Below are 16,085 nucleotides of genomic sequence, written 5' to 3'. Positions count from 1 at the left end.
AATTCTTACCCACTCTCATTACTTTTCGCTGACCCAATATACACCAGTTGGTTCGACAGCAAGAAACTCTCTGTGCAGTTCTTCCAGTGTTTTTTGTGGGTCAAGACCTGAAAATTGTTCAGGATAGAACCACTTGGCGAAAACTTGTGTCGCAATGACGTTGTAAGGCGAGTTATAGTAATTATGCCAGATAGCGTAATCTTGCTTATCTTTAATAGCCGATAATGAATTAATACCTTTACGGTGAGTAATTGTTTTCAGGCTTTCTTTGGCATCTTGCAAGGTACTTTGTGCACCTAGTTGTACGCCAATATCCTTACTGCCTGGCGCTTTCGCGCCACTTGCAATATAAATATTCGGGTCAGCAGCAATGATTTTTTCTAAATTCATGGTACCTAATGCGCCGGGTAACACCCCTTTAGCGATATTTTTACCACCAGCCACATCAATAAAATTCCCCATATTGCCGTCACCTGCGGTGCCACAACAATCCTCAAAAGCACCTGCGCGTAACTCAATAAATACACTTGGCTTTTTATCTTCAGGAATATTTGACGTGATATCAGTAACAAGCTTTTGATTTCTTTCATAGAAATCTACATATTTCTTCGCCACTTCCTCACGATTTAGCGCCTTACCTAATAAACGCATACTCGGCAGGGTATTTTTTAATGGGTTGTCTCTAAAATCGACAAATACCACGGGCACCCCTGCTTTTTCTAATTGCTTAACCAATTCGCTGTTTTTACCCGGCCCATGACCTGATAAACCAAAAATAGCAATATCAGGATTTAAGGTTAATACTTTTTCAGCGCTAACGCTGTCCGCGCTGGTATTGCCAATCAATGGAATATTATCAATCGCAGGGAATTTTGCCTTATATACAGCATAGGTTTGTGGATCTAGTTTACGTAGATCCCCTTGCCACCCCACAATGCGCTCAATCGGTTTGTCACCTTCGAGTAGAGCTACCGCACTAAATAGACGGCCTTCACCAAGTAAAATACGGTTAACATTATCAGGCACTTCAACAGTTCGACCTGCAATATCCGTGACTGTTGCCGACCATGCGTTTAAACTAGCACTGGCTAATAACGCTAAACCTATTCCCTTTACTACCGACCTAGCTACAGACTTCTTGGCTACCGACGACATAGTATTAAGCTCCACAATTGTTCTCTTTAACTTGCTTTTAGATGCGGTAACAATAAAGCAAATAAGAATACTTATCAATACGATTATTGATTTAATATCAATTAGACGAATGGAATTGTGCGAACTGTCTCGAAAAGAAAAATATTTAGAGGTATTAATACAGCGATTGTTTGGGGATTGTTACGTTATAGATAAAAAAAAACAGCACCCTATCAAGGATGCTGTTATTCAACTCATAAATAACGCTAGGTTATTTATTTAAATTTTCACGGTAGCTTGGAAAACTCATCTCGTTATAGCGAATAAAAGTTGTCTTCTTAGCAATTTTATAACCAAACCAAATGGCTAAAAATAGTGGTAGGCCAATATACGTTGCGGTAACACCAACCCAATCAATTTTATCTTCTAAGAAAGCTTGGTAGTTCTGTCCTAGGGTTATCGTCAGACATAAAATAAAGGCAAAGATTGGGCCTAATGGGAAGAAGCCTGAACGATATGGCAAGTCATTAAGGTCTTTACCTTGTGCAATATACCCCTTGCGGAAACGATAATGGCTAATTGCAATCCCTAACCATGCAATAAACCCAGTCATCCCAGAAGTATTCAGCAACCATAAGTAGACTGTTTGGTTACCAAACATTGAGCTTAAGAAGCACAAACCTGCAATAACCGTCGTGGCTAATAATGCATAACGCGGTACGCCACCTTTCGATAGCCGAGCAAAAATACGCGGCGCTTTGCCTTCACGTGCTAGAGTATAGAGCATACGCGTTGATGCATACATACCTGAGTTACCTGCGGACAATACCGCTGTTAGGATAACCGCATTCATCACCGCAGCAGCAGATAGTAACCCTGCATTTTCAAAAACTAACGTAAATGGACTGACACTAATATCCTTCACATCATTACGGAGTAAATTTGGATCAGTATAAGGAATGATCAGGCTAATGATTAAAATTGCAAAGATATAGAATAACAAGATACGCCAAAATACTTTACGCACGGCTTTAGGGATATTTTTTGCAGGATCTTTTGACTCACCTGCCGCAATACCAATTAACTCAGTACCTTGGAAAGAGAACCCGACGATCATTGCTACACCAATCATCGCAGAGAATCCCCCTGCAAATGGCGCATCACCGATTTCCCAGTTGTGCCAACCTGCATTTTCCGCACCATTCATGATGCCAAAAATCATCAGAACGCCAACAACAATAAAAATAATGACCGTCGTCACTTTAATCAGTGAGAACCAATATTCTGCTTCACCAAAGCCTTTTACAGAAATGAAATTTAATAAGAAGATTACCGCAAGGAAAATGGCGCTCCAAATCCAGCCGGGGGTATCTGGGAACCAATAAGTCATCACTAATTGAGCGGCTACGAGGTCAACAGCGATAGTTACCGCCCAGTTGTACCAGTAGTTCCAACCTAATGCGAAACCAAAACCTTCATCGACATATTTTGCACCATAAGTGGCGAAAGAGCCCGAAACAGGCATATAAGCAGCTAACTCGCCCAGACTGGTCATTAAGAAATAGACCATTAAGCCGATGACAGCATAAGAGAGTAGTGCCCCTCCGGGTCCTGCTTGTGCAACGGTTGCACCCGATGCCACAAATAAACCAGTTCCGATAGAGCCACCGATAGCAATCATCGCAAGGTGGCGCGCTTTTAATTCACGGCGCAACTTTTGTGTGCGGTCTTGCGTGATAGTATTGGTATGTTGTTCTGACATTTGTTCCCTGTTTTTTATTATTCAGCTAATATCGCGGGGATTCTAGCAAAATAGACTGTGAGAACTAAGCAACTCTTCACTGTTATAAGATACCTTCATAATTCACGTAGAATTATAAGTAAAACGCGTTATCGCAAAAAACTAAGTATCGGCTATTAATAAAGAAACACGAAAGCTAATCCCCTAAAGATTTTAGCTTGTCGCTAGGGGCGTTGCAGCCAACTCCGCGACAGGCTAAAAGATGACGAGGATTTTTAATGACAGTAAGCTAAAAGATGAGTAATCGCATTTGAAAGATGCTTTTGCCGATGATAAATCAAATATAGCGTTCTTTCTAATTGAAGTTCATCCACTTCTAACTCAACTAACGTTCCATTTTCGAGTTGCTCAGCAATGACTCTTCTTGATAAGCAGCTAATCCCCATGCCAAAACGAACGGCATGTTTAATTGCCTCTGAGTTACCTAATTCCATTAAAATATGAAAACCGGGTAGATGAGCAAATAGCAGTTGGTCAAGCACATCACGTGTTCCTGAACCTCGTTCACGTAAAATCCAAGGGGCGTCTCTGAGTTCTTTTAGTGACACCTTTCTGTTCGCTAACGGGTTTTGTGGTGAGGCAAAAACCACCAGTTCATCTTTCAACCACGCTTTTGAAATTAATTCTGGGCTATGGCAAACCCCTTCGATTAACCCAACGTCTACCCTAAATTCCATCACCGCTTTAATCACTTCTTCGGTATTGCTAATAAAAAGCTCTAAGGGAATATCAGGGTGATCATGGCGATACCCGGCTAAAATCTCGGGTAACATATAATTACCAATGGTGGTACTCGCTGCCAGACGCACTGCGCCCATCTCTTTTTTAAACAGTTGCTCGACTTCTGCCCCTTGCTCTAATAATGCTAATGCTTTGGGGTACAGTAGCCTTCCATGCTCATTAGTAACAAGACGTTTACCCACACGATCAAATAGTTGAACGCCAAGCTGACCTTCTAAATCCGTTAACGATGCACTGACCGCAGATTGGGATAGTGCTAATGATTGAGATGCCTGCGTCGTGGAGCCACTTTTCAATACTTCTGTAAAAACCTCAAGTTGCCTAAGTGTTATTCGCATAAAGGTCGCCCCAACGTGTTTTAGTATTTGTAATAATATTGTTAATATTAATGATTTATTAGCAATATTCCAGAAGAAACTTATAATCTGTTTTATTGATAGATTATATACAAACAATCGATTTAAATTATTACTCTATTTATTATATGCTTATTACCAAATCATATAAGCAGCAATAAAGAGCATTAACATGGATAAAAGTGACATTCACACCCTGAACCAAAATAGCATCTACCCTGTGTTGAAATTATTACCGGGGCTCCTATTGGCCGGTTTTTTAACAACTATTGCCATCTATCTTGGTGACCAATCATGGTTTATGACTATTGGTCTAGGTGCACTGACTCTCGCTATCTTATTAGGCATTGTTGTGGGTAATACCTTTTATCCAACAGCAAGTAAATCCTGTGATGCTGGCGTCAAATTTGCCAAACACTATTTCTTGCGGGCGGGGATCATCCTTTATGGCTTTCGACTCACATTCCAACAAATTACCAATGTAGGTGCCACGGGCGTTATTATTGATGCATTAACCCTAACCTCTACGTTCTTACTCGCTTACTGGTTAGGCAAAAAAGTGTTTAGGCTTGATGATGAAACCACGTTTTTAATTGGCGCAGGGAGTAGTATCTGTGGCGCAGCCGCAGTAATGGCGACAGAGCCTGTCGTTAAAGCATCGGCGAGTAAAGTGGCGGTTGCCGTGTCTACTGTGGTGATCTTTGGGACAATTTGTATCTTTATATACCCTTGGGTTTATCAATTAAATGCGCATTTTGGCTGGTTCTCTGCCAACCAAGAAACATTTGGTATTTATATTGGCTCAACAGTACACGAAGTGGCGCAAGTGGTTGCAGCAGGTCACACTATTGGTTCTGATGCAGAAAACGCGTCGGTAATTACTAAAATGATCCGAGTTATGATGCTTGCGCCATTCTTAATTATTTTATCTGCCTTTTTAAGCCGTAAAGCGGCGGCAAAACAGGGTAATTCCACTGAGAAAAGTAAAATTACCATTCCTTGGTTTGCTGTGTTCTTTATTTTAGTTGCTGGCTTTAATTCATTACATTTACTACCACAAGCTTTAGTCCAGCAAATCATTGTGTTAGATACTGTTCTACTTGCAATGGCAATGGTTGCATTAGGTTTAACTACCCATGTGAGTGCCATTCGACAAGCAGGTATTAAACCTTTATTAATGGCATTAATTCTATTTGTATGGTTAATTGTGGGTGGTTTATTAATTAACCTACTGATACAAAACATTTTTTAATATACATATCGATAACTTTAGCCGCTTTGTTAAGCGGCTTTTTTGTCGATTTCATTTATGCGCTTTTTAATGGCATACTTCAATAAAAAAGGAGTCAAAAATGAAATTTATTGGAGCACACGTCAGCGCATCAGGTGGGGTTGATCAAGCGGTTATTCGCGCCCATGAGATTAATGCGACGGCATTCGCCTTATTCACTAAGAACCAACGCCAATGGAAAGCCGCGCCATTAAGTGAAGAAGTCATTCAAAAATTTAAAGATAACTGTGTGAAATTTGGTTATGGCAAGCATCAAATCCTGCCCCACGACAGCTATTTGATCAATTTAGGTCATCCAGAATTTGAAGCCTTAGAAAAATCACGCGTCGCTTTTATTGATGAAATGCAACGTTGTGAACAACTCGGCATTGGTTTGTTGAATTTCCACCCTGGTAGCCATTTAAAACAAATTGAGGTGGATGACTGTTTAGCTCGCATCGCAGAGTCGATTAATATTGCCTTAGCGGAAACAGAAGGCGTCACCGCAGTCATTGAAAACACTGCGGGACAAGGCACTAACTTGGGTTTTGACTTTACTCATCTCGCCAAAATCATTGAGGGCGTTAAGGATAAAAGCCGTGTCGGTGTCTGTATTGATACCTGCCACGCATTCGCTGCGGGCTATGATTTACGGACGATTGAAGATTGCGATAAAACATTTACACAATTTGCACAGATAGTGGGATTTGAATTCTTAAAAGGTATGCATCTCAATGACGCCAAAAGTGAATTTGCCAGCCGCGTAGATCGCCACCACAGTTTAGGTGAAGGCAATATCGGTTTCGTACCGTTTACCTATATTATGCAAGATAGTCGTTTTGATGGTATTCCGCTGATTTTAGAAACCATTAATCCTGATATTTGGCCGCAAGAGATAGCTTGGTTAAAATCCCAACAGCATGGCTAAATTTTTACTGACCAAAAACCCCACGTTATTCATGTGGGGTTTTATTTCTTTAATCGAAAATTTACAGTGACTTCATTTCAATTTTGGCCATCATATCTGCCAGCTTATTACGGTTTTTTAATCCCACATCTGCCTGTGAAACCGACAATGCCGAAATGGCTGTTGCCATCCGCAATGTATGTTCGCTCGACTCACCATTAAGCAAGCCATAAGCAAGGCCAGCGACCATTGAATCTCCCGCCCCGACCGTGCTAATAACGTCACAATGGGGTGGCTTAGCTAACCAAGAACCCGACGCATTCACCCACAATGCCCCTTCTTCACCTAATGAAATCACTACGTGAGAGATGCCTTTATCACGCAGTTCGTGGGCTGCTGCGATCACATCTTTAAGTTCAGGCAGTTTACGTCCAACCCAGCTTTCTAATTCATAACGATTCGGTTTAACCAACCAAGGAGATGCCTTTAAGCCCGCTTTTAATGCTTCGCGGCTACTGTCGAAAATAATACATGGGCATAACTGGCGTAAACGCGTCATCCAACGGGTAAAGTCCTCGGGGTCAATACCATTAGGTAAACTTCCACTGACCACGACCATATCGAAATGACCTAACCAATTTAGTGACTCTGTTGAAAAGCGGTTCCAATCTTCTTTGCTTACCTCGAAACCAGAAAAGTTAAAATCAGTTGATTCCCCATTATTTTCAGTAAGTTTCACATTAATACGTGTACGACCAGGCACCATACTAAAGCGATTAGCCATGCCGTTCTCACTAAAGAAATGTTGGAATTCTTCTTGATTGTCCTTCCCCATAAAACCACTAACCGTGATGTCAATACCCAAATCACGTAGCACTTTAGCTACGTTGACGCCTTTTCCTCCGGCATTTAAGCTAGCGGTTTTGACTAAATTCACTTCACCTACTTCAATAGCAGAGCACAACCCTACAAGGTCGTAAGCAGGATTTAATGTAATTGTAGCAACCCGGCGAGTCATAACCACTAATCTCCCTTATCATGATTATCATATCATTAGATGTATAGGCATAGTTATAACATTAAAGCGTGTTGTTTTCAGTGCTATTTATATTTTTTGCTGCTTGTTTTTCTGTTATCACGTGGCAGAATCTTCGCGCTAAGAACGAAAATAACAAGGAGAAAATATGTCTCAGCCAACCCACGTCATCGTTGGTGTCGGCGTCATTATCACCAATCAATATGGGCAAATTTTACTGGGTAAACGTAGTAGCAAACATGCCCCCTATTGGTCTATTTTTGGTGGTCATGTCGATCCCGGCGAAACATTTGAAACCTGCGCTATTCGAGAAATAAAAGAAGAAATTGGTATCGATATTACCAACCCAACCGTATTTGGCATCAGCAATAATTTGCAAACCTATCAGCAAGAAGGTAAACACACGGTTTCCATTTGTCTGCATGTGGAATATAACGGTGATAAACCACCACAGATCATGGAACCCGATAAATGCGAAAGCTTAATGTGGGTCTCCCCTAACGCGTTACCTGAACCACACTTTGAGGCCAGCCGTAATGCCATTGAACTTTGGCTAAACCAACGCTTTTATCATCGCTGCGCTTAATCAACCACAATAACGTACAAGTTTGTTTAATTTGTACGTTTAATCGCCATCTCTTTCAAATTATTCATTTTATTTTTATTTTCCTTATTTACAATATATTGCCATTACCGTATCATTTAGCTAGTACATTAGAGCAATCAATTAGGAGCCACCATGGCCGTTAATGGAACAACCCAACAAAAAAATCCTTCTATATTAGGGGGAGCGATGATCATTGCAGGTACCGCTGTTGGTGCAGGCATGTTTTCAATTCCTATGGTGACTTCTGGAGTATGGTTTTCAGGCTCAGTGATCCTGCTAATTTACACCTTTATTTGTATGTTACTTTCTGGACTAATGATTTTAGAAGCTAATATGAATTACCCAGCAGGTGCCAGTTTTCATACCATGGTAAAGGATTTATTAGGTACCGGCTGGAACACTATTAACAGCTTGTCTGTCACGTTTGTCCTATATATTTTAACTTACGCGTATATTTCTGCGGGTAGTTCTATTATCACTGCAAACTTAGCGGATCATATCCAAATTCCACAAGCCTTCGCTGGGTTGATCTTTGCATTTATTGTTGCTTTTTTTGTCTGGTTATCGACCCGTGCAGTGGACAGGTTAAGCACCATTTTAATTGGTGGGATGGTAATTACCTTTATCATGTCAATTGGTGGAATGATTTCAACGGCCTCACCTGCCATTTTGTTTAACCAAGTTGAACAAAATGAAACACAATATCTGCCTTATGCATTAGCAGCATTACCTTATTTATTAACTTCGTTTGGCTACCATGGAAACGTACCAGGTCTTGTAAAATATTATAATAAAGATAGCCGTAAAGTAGTTAAAAGCTTAACTTACGGTGCGATTATTACTGTGGTTATCTACATTTTATGGCAGTATGCTATTCAAGGAAATATTCCACGCTCGTCATTCATTGAGATAAGAGAAAATGGCAACAATATCGATGCGTTGCTCACTCAAATGAATATTTCCACACAAAGTAGTTTTATTTCTCAATTTTTGAACCTGTTTTCTTATATGGCACTGGCAAGTTCATTCTTAGGTGTGTCATTAGGTTTATTCGACTTTATTGCAGACTTCTTTAAATTTACCGATGATAAACAAGGTCGACTGAAATCTATTTTAGTCACTTTTGTTCCACCTACTGTTTTAGCGTTGGTTTTCCCTAATGGTTTTATTTATGCCATCGGCTTTGCAGGGTTAGCGGCAACCCTTTGGGCAGTGATCATTCCTGCATTGATGGCAAAAGCAAGCCGTAAACGCTATCCCAACAATAGTTATCGCGCACCAGGTGGTCTGTTTATTATCGGTTTTGTGATTTTATTTGGGTTGATTAACGCCGTAGCACACATTATGTCTTTGGCTGGACTACTGCCCGTTTACTAGTGGCGGTTGTCCTTTGATGGTCAATTTTTATTCGAATTAAAGCCATTTTAGGCAAGGGAGAGGTTCGCCATCGAGTGAACTCGGCAAGAGCCTCTCAACGCAGTATCTAATGAGTGAAATGTGCTTTAATCGAACCGTAGGGCAGCATTTGGGGATAAATAGTTGATTCAAATCGTCATCAGTCAGCACGGCGGATACATTTCGCCATTTTGGGCATTATTTTTTGACCTTTTTTAGCGGTAAAAATCAGCAGAAAAGATAAACAGCCCCTAGCCCCTATTCTTAATATAGCCCTACGGGGCCATATTCTCTCCCATCATGACTTTTTTAAAATTTTTCACCAAAAATTGACCTCAACATCTTGCCTAATCTCGCTTGTGCGAGTAATTTTGTCGCACTCTTTTTGACAACACCGAAGAAGGTTATTTATGGCCAAGGCCAACGAAATCAAACGTGGTTTAGCAATTAACTACAATGGCAAATTACTGCTTGTTAAAGATATTGATATTCAAGCACCTAGTGCTCGTGGAGCGAGTACTTTATATAAAATGCGCTTTACAGATATTAAAACCGGTCAGAAAGTCGAAGAACGTTTTAAAGGCGATGACATTTTAGAAACGATTTCGTTAACACGTCGTGGTGTGAGTTTTTCTTATATCGATGGTGATGAATATGTCTTCATGGATAATGAAGATTATACACCCTATATTTTCAAAAAAGCGGATATTGAAGAAGAACTCCTGTTTATCCCTGAAGAAGGGTTACCCGGCATGCAAGTTCTGACGATGGATGGGCAAGTTTTGGCGTTAGAATTGCCACAAACTGTTGATATGGTGATTGTCGAAACAACGCCAGGTATTAAAGGCGCATCAGCCAGTGCTCGCACTAAACCTGCAACTATGGCGACGGGCCTAACGGTTCAGGTTCCTGAGTATTTAACCACAGGTGAAAAAATTCGTATTCATATTCCTGAACGCCGCTATATGGGTCGTTGTGATTAATAACATCTCGGTGGAATAACGTTGATATTCTTATGCCTACGAATAGTATATTCATAGGCATACATTTTGATTTAACATCCTACCCTCCTAGCCTACCACTTCCTTATCCTATTTATTTTATATTAATCATATTTAATGGTGTAAATACCCATCGTTTTTTCTTTATTAATCCACTTAAATTGTTGTGTGCCTTTTGAGTTTGGTAATAACTGTTCACTGGTTTTTAATTTAGAAATATTAACTGATTCTCTCTTTTCCTTTCCTGAGTCACTCCAACATGTTGTTTCGATAAAATTTTGCTTAGCACCAATGATGCATGGAGCAGCAACAATTGCACCAGTGAAGCGAATAACCGCAGAGTTAGAACGCTTTTGATCACTGTTTTGCGAGGCGAATGCAGAAACACTCGTGATTAATGCTGTTGCCGCTAAAAATGCCACTATCGTTTTTTTCACTAAGCTATTCATAGGAAGTTTCCTCTTAAAATTAAGTTATCGTCATTTTTAGTAATTTATTTACTTTTAAAATGAATAATTCAGTTCAACTGAATGATGGCGACATCTTATTCCTAATGAATAGCGAGATATTTAACTTATAGTCGTAGTTTTTTATTTTACATACCGAATAATTATCGACATATAATTATTCGACTTGATCACACTTTTAATTACCACACGTATTGCAACACATATAAAATTAAGTCTATTAAAATAAGGCAAAAATTTAAAAAAATTAGTCGAAATTAGCATTTACACTCCCTATTTGTATTCAACGTGGCATAAATAGTGTTATTAATCATGAAAAAAAAACTTAACTATAAAATTAACTTAACAGCGTCAGACTTGATTGCATCTGGGCGGCAACGAGCCTGCTACCAACACCCAGACTATGATGATCTTTGTATCAAAATTCATCTAAAAGGCCGAGATGATAAAGAAACACTGAGAGAAGTGCGTTATTACAAGCGCCTCTACCAAAAAGAGTCCATGGCAACCTGCATTTCCCATTATTTTGGTACGCAAGAAACCAATCTAGGACTAGGTTACGTTTTTCAATTAATTAAAGATAAAACAGGGAATGTATCGCATACTTTAGATTATTATCTTAAAAATAAAAATGCGTACTTAAAACATCAAAAAAATATGAGGATTGCTTATGCTCAGTTTAAAAAATCGGTTTACAAAGAAGCAATTGTAACCATGGCACTAAAAACCTATAACATTGTTTATCAATTAGGCTACAAACCGCATGGTCAATTTTTGATTATCGATAATCTTGGTTCGTCTAATTTAATCCCCCTCGATTATTTTTCATCGACCATTGCACGTTCAACTTTAGACCGTCGTTTTGCAGATTTTGAAAAACGCCTATACAAAGAATTTCACATCCGATTGTAAGTACTTTCTTTATCTTTAATATTGACTCAACAATTTGAATAAGTTCTTTGTAATAGACTTATTATTGCTATTTTCTTTTTAGCTGAACAATTGAATATATGAAGACGTTCCATATACTGATATATATACAGTGATTTTATCACTGTAATATCATTTTATTTAGTTCCCAGCGGACAAATAATCATCATTTTAATTTTTAACTACCCCAAAGCACTCGTCTCTTTGGTATAAATTTAAACTTCTTTACATTCGGGGTTCGAAAACATGCTATCCAGTAAATAATCTAAAAATAAGCCTTTATAAACGTGAGATAGATCATACTTTATTATTAATAACCCGTACTCTTATACGCAAAACTACGCTATATATGACAATAATCACATAAGCCAATGGCGAATATGCACTTTTATCTAATGTTTTGTAAATTATCACTCTATTAACTCGCCATTTCGCCTTTGTTTATGTATGCTCTTAAAGGTTTGGTATTCGGGCTGTTACGGTACTAAATTCAAGCAATAACTGAATTAGCAAATGTTGAGTTTTCATCTATACTCAATAAGGTCATAAGAAACCTCTAATTTAGTAAAGATTTAGACGGCGTTATAAACACTTTCTGCGAAAAGCACACTCTTATTAATCAATGCGCTTTTCACAGGGAAAAGTTTTGTTGTGTCTCTTTACACAATAATGCGATAAAGAAATGGTAAGGGATATATATAAGAATGTTAACCTCTGAAAAATTTAAGCGCTATGCTTGGCGCCTTGTTCCGGCAGTGGCTATTGCCGTGACACTCACAGCATGTACCAACCCGAAGTCGACAAAAAATACACAATATACTGCTAAGTCAGATGTTCGTATGTTAAATGGTGCCACAGGTGACTCATTAGCAATGGCATCACAAGATGAATTCGAAGAGTTAGTGCAAAGTGTTGACACTAAATCTAAAATTATGAATCAATATGCAAGTTGGAAAGGTGTTGCTTATCGCCTTGGTGGAACAACCAAAAGTGGTATCGACTGTTCTGGTTTTGTTCAACGTACCTTCTTTGAACAATTTGGTGTTGAATTACCACGAACAACTTCAGAACAAGAATCCTCTGGTAAGAGCGTTAAACGTAATAATTTAAAAGTTGGCGATATCGTTCTGTTTAAAACTGGTCGTACAATGAAGCATGTTGGAATTTACATTGGTGATGAAAAATTTGTTCATGCATCAACCAGTAGCGGCGTGATTGTTTCTGAACTGTCTAACAGTTATTGGAGCAAACGGTATTATGCGAGCCGCCGTATTATCAATGGTTCATAATCCGCAGTAAACATTTCCCTTTACCAATAAAAAAGCTTCCAATTTCGGAAGCTTTTTTATTGGTAATTGGTTATTAGCTGAAAGTGTAGTACTACAAAAAATCACAATAATTATTTTTCATAATCAAGTAATTAAAACACGATATAAGAAACTATTTTCTCCACATGCCCTAAACATAAACCTACACAATCGCACTCATTCGAACGCAAGCTGACGTACTAAGCGCAATAATAACCTGAGGATAACTCAGCAATTGCCACGCCAGTTGCTTTTAAACGACACATTGCCGCCAATTCATCATTGGCATGAATAAATAAACAAATCTCTTTCTGCCACTCTAAGATAGCGCTTGAAATCTGCATATCGGATAGCGATTCAGACAGCTGTTGCATCGCAATACAATCTGTTGCACAGTCATGACTAAGTAATTTTAGCCCCACAAGATTATCGCTATTAGCATCATCATTCATAGGTACAACTTCTACATCTGTCCCTATTTTTCCTGATAACCAGCGGTAGCTTTGCGGTAGCCTGTGCACCACCGAAAGACCTAATTTTTTCACAAAAATATCCTATTAAAACATTTGGTATTTTGCCAAATTACAGGAAAGTTCCCTGCAAACTAACTTAACACTGGGTAAGTTACCCTAACGTCTATGCACCTTTAAAAGACAATATCTGACTGCCAAACATTACTCGTTCAAACCGAAGCGTTAGTGCAATACAGAAGTAACGATAATGTTAAATATTAGAGCTTAAATATAACATTAAAAACATAATGTGTCGTTAAATTTTTGTGACATAAATCATTGCACATGCATTTTTACGCCAAAATCAGCAAACATTATTTTATTTTTTATAACAATTTTCAACATTCACCACAAAACATTCAACTGATTTTACATTTTTGAAATGAAAACAGTAATGTTCATTTCGTTTTTTGATAGTTGGTTATTTTTAAATCAGCAAGTGCTGCTTTATTTCGAAAAGTATCTAAAACATAAATTTAACAAAAAGTACGATAATGTTAATTGATTTAGATCATTTTCATTATGGATTTTAATACCACCAATAAATTACTCGGAATTACCGAGCATTAGTAACGGTAAAACCCTACTTAATGTGAATGTTAAAAAATAACTTAAGGAAAAATAAGAATAACCAGTGAAGGGGATCGCTAAGATATACACTATCAGATCCGTCCATGAATCTGATACTTATAGACTATTTCGTTTTTTTCGCCAAAAGGATGAAAAGCATTGATAATGTGACGCAAGCTACCATCGACCCCACCATTGGCCAAGCATTTTTTGCTGGTACTAATGACAGTAACGTCCCCACTAATGCACCAATTGAGAAACGAATAGTTCCAGCTAACGAAGAAACGGTTCCGGCAATGTGCGGGTAGTTATCGAGGATCACCGCCATTGCATTGGAGGTGATCATCGCAATCCCACTGACATATATGGCAACACCAATAACTAGCGTCCAAAAATCAAGGCTAAATGCCGTTGTCGCTAATAACCAAATTCCCATAATAAACTGAATTATAATGCCAAAGTACAACATTTTTTCCGCACCAAAATGCCTAACATAGCGACTATTAATCGTTGTCATAATAAATAGAAAGACAATATTAATACCAAAATAGTAGCCAAAATGTTGAGGAGACACCCCGTTTAGGTCGATGTAAACAAATGCGCCCGCATTTAAAAATGAGAACATACCCGCAAACGAAAACGAGCTAGCAAGAATGTAAAACAAAACCTGTTTTGCCCTAAATAATGTTGCGAATTGACGCAATGTCGTACCAATGTGGAATTTTTGCCGCTTTGCAGCAGGCAATGTTTCACGGACAAAAAAGCTGACTAAGATCACCGCAATAACCGCCGCAATCGCAATGCTCCAGAATATCGCATGCCAAGAGAACCAGCGCATCAGTTCGCCACCTAAAATAGGGGCTAATAAAGGCGCAATAGTCATCACCAACACCACAAATGACATACTTCTAGAGAATTCGTCACGAGTGAACATATCACGCATCAATGCGTTGATCACCACACTGGCAGCCGCTGCGGCAAAACCATGCAAAAACCGTAACCAAATCAGCGAATCAATTGATTCGGTGATTGCACAAGCCGCCGAGGCTAATGCAAAAACAACCACCCCACCTAAGATCACAGGTTTACGACCAATGCTGTCAGCCATTGGTCCATAAAAAAGTTGTCCAATGGCAAAACCAAAAATGTAGCTGTTGAGCGTCATCTGAATACGCCCTTCATCTACATTAAAATAATGCATCATCGTCGGAAAGCTAGGTAGATACATGTCGATGGCTAATGGCATCAGCATCGACAGTAAACCTAAAATTAAAATCAGCCCCAAATAGGATGAACGCTGCTGTTGCACTCTATAAACTCCTGCTTTTATTTACGCGGTACATTAACACTATTAATTTCGTCATCTGTTAGTGGGCGATATTCCCCCGGTGCCAGCGTCTCATCCAAACGGATCGCTCCGACACGCTCACGGTGTAAACCACAAACATGGTTGCCTACCGCAGCAAACATTCGTTTGACTTGGTGATAACGACCTTCACTGATCGTTAAGCGAACATCGCGAGGCGTGATAATTTCCAATTGTGCAGGTTTTGTTGGGTATTTTTCACCATTGAGCATGACGCCCTGCTCAAATTTTTTCGTAACATCAGAAGCGATATCTTCACTTAATTGAACGCGGTATGTTTTTTCACAATGGTGTTTGGGTGATGTAATACGATGTGACCATTGCCCGTCATCTGTAAGTAACACTAGCCCGGTTGTATCAATATCTAAGCGTCCCGCAGAATGCAGCTTTTGTGCGAGAGGCTCATCAATAAAATAGAGAATTGTTGGGTGGGTTGGGTCATCTGTAGAGCAGATGTAGCCTTGGGGCTTATGTAACATAAAATAACGCGGCCCTGTCACTTGGACTAATACATTGCCATCATAAGCGACCTTATGGTCAAGGGTGACTTGAAATGAACCCGATTTGACAACTTCATCGTCAACCGTTACAAGACCAGCACGTAGCTCACGTGCTACCAAACTCCGGCTTATCCCTAATTGCTGGGACAAAAATTTATCCAGTCGCATAGATTCTCTTAACTTGA

The 16,085-nt window shown here is 39.2% G+C and carries 15 protein-coding genes; 7 read left to right on the top strand and 8 right to left on the bottom strand.

Annotated features, from left to right (window positions below; all coding sequences use genetic code 11):
• Positions 1 to 18 precede the first annotated feature (18 nt).
• The 3 genes from AB6N04_RS05220 to yieE form a co-directional block, all read right to left on the bottom strand.
• Positions 19 to 1,155, bottom strand: coding sequence for an ABC transporter substrate-binding protein (locus tag AB6N04_RS05220; protein ID WP_369310844.1), 1,137 nt, complete (start codon positions 1,153 to 1,155; stop codon positions 19 to 21).
• Positions 1,156 to 1,405: 250 nt separating this feature from the next.
• Complete coding sequence (locus AB6N04_RS05215) at positions 1,406 to 2,896, bottom strand: amino acid permease (protein ID WP_369310843.1); 1,491 nt, start codon at positions 2,894 to 2,896, stop codon at positions 1,406 to 1,408.
• A gap of 254 nt (positions 2,897 to 3,150) precedes the next feature.
• On the bottom strand, positions 3,151 to 4,014 hold the full coding sequence (gene yieE, locus AB6N04_RS05210; protein WP_369310842.1) for a DNA-binding transcriptional regulator YeiE: 864 nt from the start codon (positions 4,012 to 4,014) through the stop codon (positions 3,151 to 3,153).
• A gap of 190 nt (positions 4,015 to 4,204) precedes the next feature.
• Here yieE and AB6N04_RS05205 point away from each other — a divergent pair, with 190 nt between their 5' ends.
• Together AB6N04_RS05205 and nfo are read left to right on the top strand one after the other, a co-directional pair.
• On the top strand, positions 4,205 to 5,284 hold the full coding sequence (locus tag AB6N04_RS05205) for a YeiH family protein (protein WP_369310841.1): 1,080 nt from the start codon (positions 4,205 to 4,207) through the stop codon (positions 5,282 to 5,284).
• A 100-nt stretch (positions 5,285 to 5,384) separates the two neighbouring features.
• Positions 5,385 to 6,230 (top strand): deoxyribonuclease IV, encoded by an 846-nt coding sequence (gene nfo, locus AB6N04_RS05200; RefSeq protein ID WP_369310840.1) that lies wholly within the window; start codon positions 5,385 to 5,387, stop codon positions 6,228 to 6,230.
• 61 nt (positions 6,231 to 6,291) lie between these two features.
• On the opposite strand, the gene fruK is transcribed toward nfo, so the two are convergent.
• The gene (gene fruK, locus AB6N04_RS05195) at positions 6,292 to 7,227 is read right to left on the bottom strand and encodes a 1-phosphofructokinase (protein WP_369310839.1); all 936 of its coding nucleotides are present in this window, start codon (positions 7,225 to 7,227) and stop codon (positions 6,292 to 6,294) included.
• A gap of 166 nt (positions 7,228 to 7,393) precedes the next feature.
• Between fruK and AB6N04_RS05190 the strand changes: the two genes are divergently transcribed.
• The 3 genes from AB6N04_RS05190 to yeiP all read left to right on the top strand — a co-directional run bounded on the left by AB6N04_RS05190 (position 7,394) and on the right by yeiP (position 10,230).
• Positions 7,394 to 7,831, top strand: a complete 438-nt coding sequence (locus AB6N04_RS05190; protein WP_369310838.1) for an NUDIX hydrolase — start codon at positions 7,394 to 7,396, stop codon at positions 7,829 to 7,831.
• 153 nt (positions 7,832 to 7,984) lie between these two features.
• Positions 7,985 to 9,229 (top strand): tryptophan permease, encoded by a 1,245-nt coding sequence (gene mtr, locus AB6N04_RS05185; protein ID WP_369310837.1) that lies wholly within the window; start codon positions 7,985 to 7,987, stop codon positions 9,227 to 9,229.
• Positions 9,230 to 9,657: 428 nt separating this feature from the next.
• Entirely contained in the window at positions 9,658 to 10,230 is a 573-nt protein-coding gene (gene yeiP, locus AB6N04_RS05180; protein ID WP_369310836.1) for an elongation factor P-like protein YeiP, read from the top strand.
• 122 nt (positions 10,231 to 10,352) lie between these two features.
• Here yeiP and AB6N04_RS05175 read toward each other — a convergent pair whose 3' ends face one another.
• A complete protein-coding gene (locus tag AB6N04_RS05175; RefSeq protein WP_369310835.1) occupies positions 10,353 to 10,697 on the bottom strand; it encodes a hypothetical protein in 345 nt (114 codons plus the stop codon).
• Between the two features lie 330 nt (positions 10,698 to 11,027).
• Between AB6N04_RS05175 and AB6N04_RS05170 the strand changes: the two genes are divergently transcribed.
• Both AB6N04_RS05170 and mepS read left to right on the top strand, forming a co-directional pair.
• Entirely contained in the window at positions 11,028 to 11,627 is a 600-nt protein-coding gene (locus AB6N04_RS05170) for a YrbL family protein (protein WP_369310834.1), read from the top strand.
• Between the two features lie 722 nt (positions 11,628 to 12,349).
• Positions 12,350 to 12,934, top strand: a complete 585-nt coding sequence (mepS, locus tag AB6N04_RS05165; protein ID WP_369310833.1) for a bifunctional murein DD-endopeptidase/murein LD-carboxypeptidase — start codon at positions 12,350 to 12,352, stop codon at positions 12,932 to 12,934.
• Between the two features lie 218 nt (positions 12,935 to 13,152).
• Here the strand turns inward: mepS and AB6N04_RS05160 are convergent, their stop codons facing one another.
• The 3 genes from AB6N04_RS05160 to rsuA form a co-directional block, all read right to left on the bottom strand.
• On the bottom strand, positions 13,153 to 13,497 hold the full coding sequence (locus tag AB6N04_RS05160) for a hypothetical protein (protein WP_369310832.1): 345 nt from the start codon (positions 13,495 to 13,497) through the stop codon (positions 13,153 to 13,155).
• Positions 13,498 to 14,158: 661 nt separating this feature from the next.
• The gene (locus AB6N04_RS05155; protein ID WP_369310831.1) at positions 14,159 to 15,343 is read right to left on the bottom strand and encodes a Bcr/CflA family multidrug efflux MFS transporter; all 1,185 of its coding nucleotides are present in this window, start codon (positions 15,341 to 15,343) and stop codon (positions 14,159 to 14,161) included.
• Positions 15,344 to 15,360: 17 nt separating this feature from the next.
• Entirely contained in the window at positions 15,361 to 16,068 is a 708-nt protein-coding gene (gene rsuA, locus AB6N04_RS05150; RefSeq protein WP_369310830.1) for a 16S rRNA pseudouridine(516) synthase RsuA, read from the bottom strand.
• Positions 16,069 to 16,085: the final 17 nt, after the last annotated feature.

It is taken from the genome of Providencia rettgeri, from assembly GCF_041075285.1.
In the GTDB taxonomy this organism is placed as follows: domain Bacteria; phylum Pseudomonadota; class Gammaproteobacteria; order Enterobacterales; family Enterobacteriaceae; genus Providencia; species Providencia rettgeri_G.
The sequence above is the reverse complement of the archived record's forward strand: the minus strand, read 5'-3'. Positions and strand labels throughout refer to the sequence as shown.